The sequence below is a fragment of the Streptomyces sp. NPDC050560 genome, assembly GCF_044457285.1.
Classification (GTDB): Bacteria; Actinomycetota; Actinomycetes; order Streptomycetales; family Streptomycetaceae; genus Streptomyces.
The window spans coordinates 180,502-193,323 of sequence record NZ_JBITGT010000001.1; the positions used below are offsets into that span (position 1 = coordinate 180,502).

Annotated in this window: 10 protein-coding genes; 9 read left to right on the forward strand and 1 reads right to left on the reverse strand. The window is 71.8% G+C overall.

The window, feature by feature from the left end; translation table 11 throughout:
• Window positions 1-38: 38 nt before the first annotated feature.
• The 9 genes from ACIBIW_RS00790 (at window position 39) to glmS (ending at window position 10,899) form a co-directional block, all read left to right on the forward strand.
• Window positions 39-1,076 carry an ABC transporter substrate-binding protein gene (locus tag ACIBIW_RS00790; protein WP_399330429.1) on the forward strand — a complete coding sequence of 346 codons (1,038 nt, stop codon included), beginning with the start codon at window positions 39-41 and terminating at the stop codon, window positions 1,074-1,076.
• 246 nt (window positions 1,077-1,322) lie between these two features.
• Entirely contained in the window at window positions 1,323-2,174 is an 852-nt protein-coding gene (locus ACIBIW_RS00795; RefSeq protein ID WP_399330431.1) for a siderophore-interacting protein, read from the forward strand.
• Window positions 2,175-2,388: 214 nt separating this feature from the next.
• Window positions 2,389-3,846 carry a pyridoxal phosphate-dependent decarboxylase family protein gene (locus tag ACIBIW_RS00800; RefSeq protein WP_399330433.1) on the forward strand — a complete coding sequence of 486 codons (1,458 nt, stop codon included), beginning with the start codon at window positions 2,389-2,391 and terminating at the stop codon, window positions 3,844-3,846.
• Window positions 3,830-5,158 carry a lysine N(6)-hydroxylase/L-ornithine N(5)-oxygenase family protein gene (locus ACIBIW_RS00805; RefSeq protein ID WP_399330435.1) on the forward strand — a complete coding sequence of 443 codons (1,329 nt, stop codon included), beginning with the start codon at window positions 3,830-3,832 and terminating at the stop codon, window positions 5,156-5,158. Before ACIBIW_RS00800 ends, ACIBIW_RS00805 begins: the two co-directional genes overlap by 17 nt.
• Complete coding sequence (locus ACIBIW_RS00810; protein ID WP_399330437.1) at window positions 5,155-5,733, forward strand: GNAT family N-acetyltransferase; 579 nt, start codon at window positions 5,155-5,157, stop codon at window positions 5,731-5,733. The genes ACIBIW_RS00805 and ACIBIW_RS00810 overlap by 4 nt, the downstream gene beginning before the upstream one ends.
• 129 nt (window positions 5,734-5,862) lie before the next feature.
• Window positions 5,863-7,677 (forward strand): IucA/IucC family protein, encoded by a 1,815-nt coding sequence (locus ACIBIW_RS00815; RefSeq protein WP_399330439.1) that lies wholly within the window; start codon window positions 5,863-5,865, stop codon window positions 7,675-7,677.
• Between the two features lie 75 nt (window positions 7,678-7,752).
• Window positions 7,753-8,610 (forward strand): DUF4429 domain-containing protein, encoded by an 858-nt coding sequence (locus ACIBIW_RS00820; RefSeq protein ID WP_399330441.1) that lies wholly within the window; start codon window positions 7,753-7,755, stop codon window positions 8,608-8,610.
• A gap of 120 nt (window positions 8,611-8,730) precedes the next feature.
• Window positions 8,731-9,018, forward strand: coding sequence for a hypothetical protein (locus ACIBIW_RS00825; RefSeq protein ID WP_399330443.1), 288 nt, complete (start codon window positions 8,731-8,733; stop codon window positions 9,016-9,018).
• A 63-nt stretch (window positions 9,019-9,081) separates the two neighbouring features.
• Window positions 9,082-10,899, forward strand: a complete 1,818-nt coding sequence (gene glmS / locus ACIBIW_RS00830) for a glutamine--fructose-6-phosphate transaminase (isomerizing) (protein ID WP_399330445.1) — start codon at window positions 9,082-9,084, stop codon at window positions 10,897-10,899.
• Between the two features lie 316 nt (window positions 10,900-11,215).
• On the opposite strand, the gene ACIBIW_RS00835 is transcribed toward glmS, so the two are convergent.
• A complete protein-coding gene (locus ACIBIW_RS00835; RefSeq protein ID WP_399330447.1) occupies window positions 11,216-11,740 on the reverse strand; it encodes a universal stress protein in 525 nt (174 codons plus the stop codon).
• Window positions 11,741-12,822: the final 1,082 nt, after the last annotated feature.

Here is a 12,822-nt window from a genome sequence, read left to right on the forward strand (position 1 = left end):
TAAACAGCGGCCCAGTCAGTCGTCGGAAGCGAACCCTCATGCCCAGCACCCCCCTTTCCCGCCGTGGCCTGCTCGCGGGCGCCGGTGCCGTCGGCCTCGCGGCCACCCTCGCCGCCTGCGGCGACGACGGCGACTCCGACAAGGGCGGCGGCTCCAAGGCGGCGAAATCGGGCCCCTGGAGCTTCAAGGACGACCGGGGGAAGACGGCGAAGGCCGACAAGACGCCGACCAGCGTCGTCGCCTTCACGGGGGTGGCCGCCGCGCTGCACGACTACGGCGTCGAGGTGAAGGGCGTCTTCGGACCCACGAAGACCAAGGACGGCAAGCCCGACGTCCAGGCCGGCGGCCTCGACATCTCCAAGCTGACCCTGCTCGGCAACGAGTGGGGCCAGTTCAACATCGAGAAGTACGCGGGCCTCGCGCCCGACCTGCTGATCTCCACCATGTTCGACGACGCGGGCACCCTCTGGTACGTGCCGGACGAGTCCAAGGACAAGATCCTGGGGCTCGCCCCGAGCGTCGGCATCAGCGTCTACGACCGCCAGATGACGAAGCCGCTCGAACGTTTGCTGGCCCTCGCCAAGACCCTCGGCGCCGACCCGGGGTCCGACCCGATCGTCAAGGCCAAGAAGCGCTTCGAGGACGCCGCGGCGCGGCTGCGCTCGGTCGCCAAGGCACACCCCGGCATCAAGGTCATGGCGGGCTCCGCCAGCCAGGACATCTTCTATGTGTCCGGCACCAACCTCTCGGCCGACCTGGAGTACTTCAAGGCGCTCGGGGTCGACTTCGTCGAGCCGCCCGAGTCCGCGAAGAAGGGCAGCGGCGGCTGGTTCGAGAACCTGAGCTGGGAGAACGTCAACAAGTACAAGGCCGACGTGATCATGATGGACAACCGCTCCTCGGCCATCCAGCCGAGCGTCCTCGACGGCTCGAAGCCGACGTGGCGCAAGCTCCCCGCGGTGGCCGCGGGCCAGGTGATCCCGCGCGTCGCCGAACCCATCTACTCGTACGACAAATGCGCGCCGATCCTTGAGGATCTGGCGGACGCCATCGAGAAGGCCAAGAAGGTCAGTTGACCCGGGGGGCCACGAGCCCCGCCAGGTCCCGCACGGCACACCCGTACCGCCGTGCGCCCCCTCACACACCCGGCGCGGCCGGGGCACGGCACGGTGTCGTGCGCCCGCCCGCCCCCCGGTGAGTCACCGCCCACCACCCCGGGCCCCGGCGCGCGCCCACGCCCGCGCCCTGACGACCGCTCCCCCACCACTCCGCACCTCCCGCGCGCCCGCGCGCGGCTCCGTTCAAGCGCTCCAGGAGCACGTATGTCCACCGCCGTCGTGGCAGCCCCGTTCCGGTTCTTCGCCGCGGGGGTGGTGCGCGCCCAACGCCTCGGGCCCTCCCACACCCGGGTCACACTCGGGGGCGAGGGGCTCGACGCGTTCGCCTCCGGCGGCTGCGACCAGAGCGTGTCGCTCTTCCTGCCTGCCCCGGGGCTGCGGGAGCCGGTCGTGCCGGTGGACGCGGGCGACGGCTGGTGGCACGCGTGGCGTGAGCTGCCCGACGACATCCGGGCGGTGATGCGCTCGTACACGGTGCGCGCGCAGCGCCCGGCGCCCGGCGGCGGCACCGAGATCGATATCGACTTCGTGCTGCACGGCGTCGGCCGCGGCGGCGACGCGGGCCCCGCGGCGCGCTGGGCCGCGACCGCCGCGCCGGGCGACAAAGTGGTGATCCTCGGACCCGCGGTGACAAACAACACAGCCGTACGATTTCGGCCACCCGCGGGCTCGGACCTGCTGGTGATGTGGGCCGACGAGACCGCGCTGCCCGCCGCCGGGGCCATCCTGGAGTCGCTGCCGGCCGGGCTGCACGCGCGCGTGCTGCTCGAAGTGCCCCGCGCGGGCGACCGCCAGCCGCTGCGCACCGCCGCCGACGCCCATCTCACCTGGCTGGTACGGGAGGAGGGTGCGCCCTGCGCGCTGAGCGCGCTGCGCCGCCTCGAACTGCCGCCCACCGCGGCCCCGTACGCCTGGCTCGCCGGGGAGTCGGGAAACGTCAGGGAGCTGCGCCGCCACCTCGTGGGCGAGCGGGGCTTCGAGCGCTCCCAGGTCACCTTCGTCGGCTACTGGCGCCGCGGTCTGACGGAGGAGCAACTGCGCGCCGCCCGCAGATAGCCCGAAAGCCACCGCGCGGGAGCGCCGCGGACAGGTATCGCCGGGGCGACGTTCGGCGGTCGCCGCCGTGTACCGCCGCGTTCGCACGGCAACGGCAGCCCTGGTGGGAGACCGGAATCTGCCTGTGGCACAACCATGTTTTCGTACAAACAATTAAGGTTAGCCTCTCCTAATCAAGATCGCCTCCCCATGCCCCCAGAACCGGAGGATCTTCATGCGCTCGCACCTGCTCAACGGCACGACGGCGGACGGTTACCGGCGCGCCGTCACCGAGGGAATCGAGCGGGTGGCCGCGAGACTCGCCGCCACCGAACGGCCTTTCACCGGCATCACCCCCGACGAACTCGCGCCCCGGTTCGCGCACATCGACCTCGACCGCCCGCTCGGCGACACCAGCGCGGCGCTCGACGAGTTGGAGGACGTCTATCTCAGCGACGCGGTCTACTTCCACCATCCGCGCTACCTCGCCCATCTCAACTGCCCGGTGGTGATCCCGGCGGTGGTGGGCGAGGCCGTGCTGTGCGCGGTGAACTCCTCGCTCGACACCTGGGACCAGTCCGCGGGGGGCACCCTCATCGAGCGCAGGCTCGTCGAGTGGACCGCGGGCCGCATCGGCTACGGACCCGCCGCCGACGGGGTGTTCACCAGCGGTGGCACCCAGTCCAATCTACAGGCGCTGCTGCTGGCGCGCGAGGAGTGCAAGTCCTTCGCGCCCGCGCAGCGGCGGCTTCGGGTGCTGGCCTCGGAGGTCGCCCACTTCAGTGTCAACAAGTCCGCCGGGCTGCTGGGGCTCGACCGGGACGCGGTGGTCACGGTGGCGTGCGACTCGGCCAGGCGGATGAACCCGGTGGCGCTGGAGGCGGAGTTGAAGAAGTGCGCGCTTGAGGGCACCCTGCCGATGGCGGTGGTGGCGACCGCCGGCACCACGGACTTCGGCTCCATCGACCCGCTGGAGCCGATCGCCGACATCTGCGCGCGCTACGGCATCTGGCTCCATGTGGACGCGGCGTACGGCTGCGGCCTGCTGGTGTCGCGCACCAACCGGCACCTGCTCGCGGGCATCGAGCGGGCCGACTCGGTGACCGTGGACTACCACAAGTCGTTCTTCCAGCCGGTGAGTTCGAGCGCGGTGCTGGTACGGGACGCGGCGACGCTGCGGCACGCCACCTACCACGCGGACTACCTCAACCCCCGGCACGCGGCCGAGGAGCGCATCCCCAACCAGGTCGACAAGTCGCTACAGACCACCCGCCGCTTCGACGCGCTGAAGCTCTGGATGACGCTGCGGATCATGGGCGCGGACGCCATCGGGGACCTCTTCGACGAGGTCTGCGAACTGGCCTCCCGGGCATGGCGGATGCTGGTGGCCGACCCGCGCTTCGACGTGGTGGTCGAACCCCGCCTCTCCACCCTGGTGTTCCGCTGCATCCCCGACAACGCCACCGCGGACACCGGCTCCGCGGCCATCGACATGGCCAACAGGCACGCCCGCAGGATGCTCTCCGCCACCGGCGACGCGGTGGTCGCCGCGACCACCGTGGACGGGCACGACTACCTCAAGTTCACCCTCCTCAACCCCACCACGACCCTCGAAGACATCGCCGCGGTGCTCGAACTGATCGCGGAGCACGCCGGCCGGTATCTGGGGGAGCACCGTGACCACGCCGCCTGAGCCCCCGCGCAGCACCGGGGGGCGGGACGGCGCCGCGGACTTCATCGGCATCGGACTCGGCCCCTTCAACCTCGGCCTCGCCTGCCTGACGGAACCCCTCGACGGCATACGGGGCCTGTTCCTTGAGGCGAAGGAGGACTTCGACTGGCACTCCGGGATGCTCCTGCCCGGCGCCCACCTCCAGACCCCCTTCCTCTCCGACCTCGTCACGCTGGCCGACCCCACGTCGCCGTACTCGTTCCTCAACTACCTCAAGCACTCAGGGCGGTTGTACTCGTTCTACATACGCGAGAACTTCTATCCGCTGCGCACCGAGTACAACGACTACTGCCGCTGGGCCGCCGCCCGGCTCTCCTCGGTGCGCTTCGGCACCACCGTGACCGAGGTGACGTACGAGGACGGCCGCTACGCCGTGCGCACCGCGGGCGGCGAGGTCCACCGCGCGCCCCGGCTGGTGCTCGGCACCGGCACCCCGCCGTATGTGCCGCCTGCCTGCGAGGGCATCGGCGGGGACGCGGTGCACAACTCCCGCTATCTGGAGCGCCGCGACGCGCTGCGGGAGAAGCGTTCCATCACCCTCGTCGGCAGCGGCCAGTCCGCCGCGGAGATCTACTACGACCTTCTCGGCGGCATCCCCGACGGCGGGGCGGGCGGCTACCGGCTCGACTGGGTCACCAGGTCGCCGCGCTTCTTCCCGCTCGAATACACCAAGCTCACGCTGGAGATGACCTCGCCGGAGTACGCGGACTACTTCCACGCGCTGCCCGAGGACACCCGCTACCGCCTCGAAGCCTCGCAGAAGGGCCTCTTCAAGGGCATCGACGGCGAACTGATCAACGCCATCTTCGACCTGCTCTACGAGAAGAGCGCCGCGGGCCCCGTGCCCACCAGGCTGCTCACCAACACCGCGCTGCACAGCGCCTCGTACGACCCGCAGGACGGCACGTACACGCTGGGGCTGCGCCAGGAGGAGCAGGGGCGGGACGTCACACTGCGCACCGAGGGGCTCGTCCTGGCGACGGGGTACCGCTACCGGGTGCCCGACTTCCTCGCCCCGGTGCGCGAGCGCCTGCGCTTCGACGGCCACGGCCGTTTCGACGTGGCCCGCGACTACTCCGTCGACACCGCGGGCGGGGAGATATTCCTCCAGAACGCGGGCACCCACACCCACAGTGTCACCAGCCCCGACCTCGGCATGGGCGCCTACCGCAACGCGTACATCCTCAGGGAGATCGCCGGACGCGAGGTGTACCCGGTGGAGAGGTCCATCGCCTTCCAGGAATTCTCGGCCCCGAAGGACGACCCGCAATGACACAGCCGCTGTTCACCCACACCGACCCCGCGCTCGGGCAGTTCGCGCTCAGACCGCTCGACCCGCCGGCGGACGCCGAGGTCGTGCACTCCTGGGTGACCCACCCCAAGTCCGCCTTCTGGCTCATGGGAAACGCCTCACGGCAGGACGTGGAGCGCGCGTACACGGCCGTCGCCGCCCACCCCCACCACGACGCCTTCCTCGGCCTGCACCGCGGCGCGCCCGCGTTTCTGACGGAGCGTTACGACCCGGCGCACGTCGAGCTTGAGGGCCTGTACGAGGCCGCAGCGGGCGACATCGGCATGCACTTCCTGACGGCCCCCGCCGACACCCCGCTCACCGGGTTCACCCGGGCCGTCATCAGGACCGTGATGGAGTTCCTGTTCTCCGACCCCGCGGTGCGCCGGGTCGTCGTCGAGCCCGATGTACGCAATGGCGCGGTGCACCGGCTGAATGAGACCGTGGGCTTCGTCCCCGCGGGGCCGATCGAGAAGCCGGAGAAGACGGCGCTGCTCAGCTTCTGCACCCGCGAGCAGTTCACGGCCGCCACCCGCCCCGCTCCCGAGAGCCCCTGACCCCGGCCGGGGCGCACCACCCGGCCCCTCGGCCGGGGACCGCACCACCCCGTCCCCCTCGGCCGGTCCGGCACCCCCACCGCCGGGCCCTCGCACTCCCCCACCCGGCCACCCCCGAGGAGCCGCCGTATGACCCCGCTGCCCACACCCCCCGTCACCACCGCCGCCGCCCACCCCGACGCGTCCGTCGCCCACCTCACCCCCGGGCACTGGGAGCGGGCGAACCGGCTGCTGCTGCGCAAGGCGCTCGCCGAGTTCGCCCACGAGCGGCTGCTGAGCCCCGAGCCGGAGAGCCCGGGGCGGTTCACCGTGGCAAGCGACGACGGCACCGTCGTCTACCACTTCGCGGCCCGGCTCCTCGAACTCGACCACTGGCACGTCGACGCGGACTCCCTCACCCGGGCCCGCGCCGCCGACGGCCGCGAACTCCCGCTGTCCGCGCTGGACTTCTTCAGCGAGCTGCGCGGCGCCCTGGGGCTCGGGGACGCCGTGCTCCCGGTGTACCTGGAGGAGATCACCTCCACCCTCTCCGCGCTCTGTTACAAGCTGACGGGGCCCGCGCCGACCGCCGCCGAGCTGGCCGGGGCCGACTTCCAGACCGTCGAGTCGGCCATGACGGAGGGCCACCCCTGCTTCGTCGCCAACAGCGGCAGGCTCGGCTTCGCCTCCCCCGAGTACCTCGCGTACGCCCCGGAGACGGCCCGCGCCACCCGTCTCATCTGGATCGCGGCGCACCGCGACCGTGCGGCCCTCAGCGTCGGCGAGGGCCTGGACGAGGCGTCACTGCTCGCCGGGGAGCTGGGCGGGGCCACGCTCGAACGCTTCCGCGGCACCCTGCGCGCCCAGGGCCTCGACCCCGCCGACTACCTGCTGATACCCGTACACCCCTGGCAGTGGTGGCACCGGCTCTCCGTGACCTTCGCCTCCGAGGTGGCCAGGCGCTACCTCGTACCGCTCGGCGAGGGCGACGACGACTACCGGCCCCAGCAGTCCATACGCACCTTCTTCAACGCCTCGCACCCCGAGCGGCACTATGTGAAGACCGCGCTCTCCATCCTCAACATGGGCTTTCTGCGGGGCCTCTCGGCCGCGTACATGGCGGCGACACCGCAGATCAACGACTGGGTGGCGGGGCTCGTCGAAGGCGATCCCGTGCTGCGCGCCAGCGGCCTGACCATCCTGCGCGAGCGCGCCGCGGTGGGCTACAGGCACCTGGAGTTCGAGGGCGCCACCGACCGCTACTCGCCGTACCGCAAGATGCTCGCCGCGCTCTGGCGGGAGAGCCCGGTGCCGCGGCTCGGGCCGGGCGAGCGGGTGGTGACGATGGCGGCGCTGCTGCACACCGACCGGCTCGGCGCGTCCCTGGCAGGAGCGTTCGTCGCCCGCTCCGGGCTCTCCCCCGAGGAGTGGCTGCGCGGCTACCTGGACGCCTACCTCACCCCGCTGCTGCACTGCTTCTACGCGTACGACCTGGTGTTCATGCCGCACGGCGAGAACACCATCCTGGTGCTCGACGAGCGCGGCGCGGTGCTGCGGGCGATCTTCAAGGACATCGCGGAGGAGATAGCGGTGCTCGACCCCGAGGCGAAGCTGCCGCCGGGGGTGGACCGGGTGGTCACCGACACCCCCGAGGAGCTGCGGCTGCTCTCCCTGTTCACGGACGTCTTCGACTGCTTCCTGCGCTTCCTGTCGGCGATCCTCGTGACGGAGGGCGTCATGGACGCGGACGCGTTCTGGCGCACGGTCGGCGACTGCGCGCGCGACTACCAGCGGGCGCACCCGGAGTTCAAGGAGAAGTTCCTGCGCTACGACCTGTTCGCGCCGACGTTCGCGCTGTCCTGCCTCAACCGGCTGCAACTGCGCGACAACCGCCAGATGCTGGACCTCAGCGACCCCTCGGGCGGGCTCCAGCTCGTGGGCGCCCTGAAGAACCCGATCGCCTGAGGGCCGCGCCCGCCGGAGCCCGGCGGCGGCCCGGGGCCCGTGCCCCGGCGGGCGCGGCGATGACAGAATTCCGTCATGGCCGACATCATCCAGCGCGACGGAACCTGGACGTTCGACGACGACGTGCTGCGCCTCGTACCGGGCGGCGACCGCTCGCTGGCGCCGCTGCGCCGCGAACTCGGCGAGCTTGCGGTGCCGCTCGAAGCGATCCGCGGTGTCTCGATCGAGCGGGGGCGCAAGGCGGGGCGGCTCAGGCTGCGGCTGCGCGACGGCGCCGACCCGCTGGTCCAGGTCGCGGGCGGCAGGCTCCACGACGCCTCCGACCCGTATCAGCTCACCGTCGAGCCGGGGCGCTACGGGGTCGCCGAGTACCTGGTCGACGAGATCCGCGCCGCGCTGCGGCTCGCGGGCACGGAGTCGGGGCCCGTGGACGGGTATCTGCTGCCGGGGCCCGCGGTGCCGCTGACCGTGGCGGCGGGCGACGGCTCGGTCTCCTTCGACGGGGAGACGGTACGGCTGGAGTGGAACTGGAAGACCAACGACGCCAAGTCCGCGGCCGGTCCGAGGACGCTGCCGCTCGGCGAGATCACCGCGGTCGAGTGGCAGCCGTCGATGGCCATGGAGAACGGCTATCTGCGCTTCACGGTGCGCGGCCAGACCGGCAAGTCGGCGCCCAAGCACGATCCGCACGCGGTGGAGCTGTGGGGCTTCAAGAAGGACCCGCTGATGGCGCTCGCCGCCGCCGCGGTGCAGGCCAGGCTGCCCCATCCGCACGCCGTGGACAAGGCGCCCAAGACGCTCGGCGGCCCGGCCTCCGACGACCACGACGTGCTGCTGCGCAGGCTCCAGGAGCTGGGCGAGCTGCACCGCGGGGGCGTGCTGACGGACGAGGAGTTCAGCGTGGCCAAGCAGGCGGTGCTGCGGAAGATGTGAGGCGGCCCTCCCCCGGGCCGACCGAGCGGCGGGAGCGGGGCGGCGGCGGGAGCGAGTCGCCCGGCGGGACGCGCCCCGTAACGACACGCCCCTGCCCGAAATCGGGCAGGATTGTTGCGTATGGGGCGACCGCAAGGCCAGGATCATCCGGTGCACGACGAACTGGTCGACCATCTGACCCGCAGCACGCCGCTGAACCGCGGCGAGGCGGCCCGGGTGGTCCAGGACGTACTCGCCTACTTCGACGAGTCCGCCGAGGAGTTCGTGCGCCGCAGGCACCGCGAGCTGAGAGGGCGGGGCCTGGTGAACACGGCGATCTTCGAACGTATCGCCGAGGAGCTGGGGCACCGGGCCGTGGCACCGCCCGAGCTGTCCCTGCGGCAGCTCAGGCGGATCGTCTACGGCTGACGGGCCCGTACGGCGGCGCGGCGGGGCAGGCCCGCGCGCCGCGGCACCGTGGGAGGGACGCGTATGTGCGGGATCGTGGGTTACGTCGGCCGCCGGGACGTGGCGCCGCTGCTGCTCGAAGGGCTCCAGCGGCTGGAGTACCGGGGCTACGACTCGGCGGGCGTGGTCGTCACCGGGCCGCGGGCGGCGGGGCTGAAGATGATCAAGGCCAAGGGGCGGGTTCGGGACCTGGAGGCGCGCGTGCCCAAGCGGTTCGCGGGCACCATCGGCATCGCGCACACCCGCTGGGCCACCCACGGCGCCCCCTCCGACGTCAACGCCCATCCGCACCTGGACGCGGAGGGCAAGGTGGCGGTGGTGCACAACGGCATCATCGACAACGCCGAGGAGCTGCGCGCCAAACTCACCGCGGACGGGGTGGAGTTCCTGTCCGAGACCGACACCGAGGTGCTGACCCACCTCATCGCGCGCTCCGGGGCGCCGACGCTGGAGGAGCGGGTCAGGGAGGCGCTGCGCCTCGTCGAGGGCACGTACGGGGTGGCGGTGCTGCACGCCGACTTCCCGGACCGGATCGTGGCGGCGCGCAACGGCTCGCCCGTGGTGCTCGGCATCGGCGAGAAGGAGATGTTCGTCGCCTCCGACGTGGCCGCGCTGGTGGCGCACACCCGGCAGATCGTCACGCTCGACGACGGCGAGATGGCGACCCTGAAGGCCGACGACTTCCGCACCTACACCACCGAGGGCACCCGCACCACCGCCTCCCCGACCACCGTGGAGTGGGAGGCCGAGTCGTACGGCATGGGCGATCACGACACGTTCATGCACAAGGAGATCCACGAGCAGCCCGACGCGGTGGACCGGGTGCTGCGCGGCCGTATCGACGACCGGTTCTCCACCGTGCACCTGGGCGGGCTCAACCTGGACGCGCGGGAGGCGCGCGCGGTGCGCCGGGTGAAGATCCTCGGCTGCGGCACCTCGTACCACGCGGGCCTCATCGGGGCGCAGATGATCGAGGAGCTGGCGCGCATCCCCGCGGACGCGGAGCCCGCGTCCGAGTTCCGCTACCGCAACCCCGTCGTCGACCCGGACACCCTCTATGTCGCGGTCTCCCAGTCGGGTGAGACGTACGACGTGCTGGCGGCGGTGCAGGAGCTGAAGCGCAAGGGCGCCCGGGTGCTCGGCGTGGTGAACGTCGTGGGCTCGGCGATCGCGCGGGAGGCGGACGGCGGTGTGTACGTGCACGCGGGGCCCGAGGTGTGCGTGGTGTCGACGAAGTGCTTCACCAACACCACGGTGGCGTTCGCGCTGCTCGCGCTGCACCTGGGCCGCACCAGGGACCTGTCGGTGGCGGACGGGCGGCGGATCATCGAGGGGCTGCGGCGGCTGCCGGGGCAGATCGGGGAGGTGCTGGGCCAGGAGGCGGAGATCGAGCGGCTGGCCGCGGAGTACACCGGGGCGCGTTCGATGATGTTCATCGGGCGGGTGCGGGGCTATCCGGTGGCGCGGGAGGCGTCGCTGAAGCTGAAGGAGGTCTCGTACATCCACGCCGAGGCGTACCCGGCGTCGGAGCTGAAGCACGGGCCGCTCGCGCTGATCGACCCGACGCTGCCGACGGTGGCGATCGTGCCCGACGACGACCTGCTGGAGAAGAACAGGGCCGCGCTCCAGGAGATCAAGGCGCGCGACGGCCGCATCCTGGCGGTGGCCCACCGCGACCAGCCGGTCGCGGACCGCACCCTCGTGGTGCCGCGCAACGAGCCGGAACTCGACCCCATCCTGATGGGCATCCCGCTGCAACTGCTCGCCTACCACACGGCGTTGGCCATGGGCCGCGACATCGACAAGCCCCGCAACCTGGCAAAGTCGGTCACAGTGGAGTGAGGGCAAAGCCCGAGGAATCTTGAACCCCGGCCCACCCACAAGAGAGGGACTGGCCCCCCAGGCCAGGAACACGAACGACCCCTGTGCGTGCCACCCGCGCACAGGGGTCGTCCTCGTTCGCCGGGGTCGCCCTTACCCCGGCTCTTGGCCGCGCGGCCGGTGACCGTCACGCCCCGGTCGGCGGCTCGCTCTCCGGCGCTGCCGTGACGGTGACTGCCGGTAGCGGTTTTCTACCCTTCACAAGGGCGCAATCCACATCTACCGGTGAGTAGATTAGATGGTTCCGGTGCGGGCACCAGTACGGGACGTGTCCGGGTCAGGGGATGACGATCACGGGGCGTTGCGCACGGCGGGCGAGGCGTCCCGCGACCGAGCCGAAGATCCGGCCGACGATGCCGTGGGTGGAGCCGACCACGATGGCGTCGGCCTCGTACTCGTGCCCGACCTCTTCGAGTTCGTGACAGATGTCGCCGCCGCGCTCGACGAGAATCCAGGGGACGTCGCTCAGATAGTCCGCACAGGCCAGTTCGAGGCCGAGCACCTCGGTGCGGTGGTCGGGGACGTCGACGAAAACCGGGGGCTCGCAGCCCGCCCAGACGGTGGTGGGCAGCCGGTTGGCGACATGGACGATGATCAGTCCTGAGGAGGAGCGGGCGGCCATACCGATCGCGTACGCGAGGGCCCGCTCGCTCGACGTGGAGCCGTCGAAGCCGACGACGACCCCGTGCTTGAAGGCTGGATCGCAGGAATGACGTGTTTCTTCCGCCGCCAGGGGGTCTGCCGTGGGATCGGCTACCTGCCGCTTGCGGTCCGCTGGTTCGAAGTGTTCGTGACCGGCCATCGGTGTCTCGGGCGAGGGGAGGTCCTCTGGGGGAGGAGCGGCTGTCAGGTGCGGCTGTCAAGGTCTGCGGGCAGCGGGGTCGCTGCGGGGGACACGGATATCGGGGACTTGTCGGGAACTGGGAACGGCAAGATACAACAAGGGCTCCGGGGAGCCCGGTTCCCGGGGAAGCGCGCCGGAGCGGAAGGGTCGTGCGCCGGGGCGTCGTCCGGGATTCAGCTAACCCATTCCGTACCCCAAGAGTACGGCGCCACTCCTCTCCTGCCCAGGTCCCGGCCGGGGCACTCCGACGTCGTGCGACGTTCACCTGCGCGAGTGGCGCCGCGTTCACCGGAGCATGCATGAGCGGCGCTCCCGACGCAATGGTGAGGCGGTGAGGACACGGTGCGGCCTGTTGACACGGGCGGGAGCGGGGCGCCGGGAGCGCGCTCGTCCTTCTTCGCGCGCGCCCGCGCGCACGACCCGCGCGCCGCGGCCGTGGCGCGGCCGGGAGCGAGGGGGCGCGGCGCCGGGACGCGGTGGTGAACGCGGGGAAACCCGCCACAGGGGGCCGGGGTGCCCCGCGGGCCGCGGGCGGTGCGAGGGGCCGCGGGACGGTCCGTTCCGGCCTTCCGTGCCCGTACGGGCACCCCGGCGCCGAAACGGAGCGGTCGGCGGGGGCCGTGGCCGACACCGGTACGCGGGAACAAGCCGGAACGCGGCGGTCGCCCTCCGCACGGATTCCACAAGTCGGACGCGGAAGCCACCGAAACGGCGCGATCCGGAACACCACGGGGACGCATTCGGGCGTGCCGGGAGCCGCGGCGCCGCTCCCCCTCCCGGTGCCGGGACGGCAGCGGGACAGGGCGCCGACGGACGCCGGGCCGAAGCGGGGCGGGGGCCGGAACGGAACCCGACTTCCACGGCAGGGAAAAACCTGCGGCGGCGTCGAAAAGCGTTTTCGCTCAGGCGAGTTGAAGCAACATCAGTCGAGCCTCCGGGGGCAAGCGGAAGCACTCGGAGTGCGGTGCGCGGGGCTCCGGTACGGCGCCGGCCCGGAGGGTCGGACACGGGGGAGCCGGGCCGCCGCCGGGGCACGGAGC

What these genes read in the sequence shown, in the direction of transcription:
- ACIBIW_RS00790 (WP_399330429.1), top strand. Translation starts at nt 39, where the DNA reads ATGCCCAGCACCCCCCTTTCCCGCCGTGGCCTGCTCGCGGGCGCCGGT.
- ACIBIW_RS00795 (WP_399330431.1), top strand. Translation starts at nt 1,323, where the DNA reads ATGTCCACCGCCGTCGTGGCAGCCCCGTTCCGGTTCTTCGCCGCGGGG.
- ACIBIW_RS00800 (WP_399330433.1), top strand. Translation starts at nt 2,389, where the DNA reads ATGCGCTCGCACCTGCTCAACGGCACGACGGCGGACGGTTACCGGCGC.
- ACIBIW_RS00810 (WP_399330437.1), top strand. Translation starts at nt 5,155, where the DNA reads ATGACACAGCCGCTGTTCACCCACACCGACCCCGCGCTCGGGCAGTTC.
- ACIBIW_RS00815 (WP_399330439.1), top strand. Translation starts at nt 5,863, where the DNA reads ATGACCCCGCTGCCCACACCCCCCGTCACCACCGCCGCCGCCCACCCC.
- ACIBIW_RS00820 (WP_399330441.1), top strand. Translation starts at nt 7,753, where the DNA reads ATGGCCGACATCATCCAGCGCGACGGAACCTGGACGTTCGACGACGAC.
- ACIBIW_RS00825 (WP_399330443.1), top strand. Translation starts at nt 8,731, where the DNA reads ATGGGGCGACCGCAAGGCCAGGATCATCCGGTGCACGACGAACTGGTC.
- glmS (WP_399330445.1), top strand. Translation starts at nt 9,082, where the DNA reads ATGTGCGGGATCGTGGGTTACGTCGGCCGCCGGGACGTGGCGCCGCTG.
- ACIBIW_RS00835 (WP_399330447.1), bottom strand. Translation starts at nt 11,740, where the DNA reads ATGGCCGGTCACGAACACTTCGAACCAGCGGACCGCAAGCGGCAGGTA.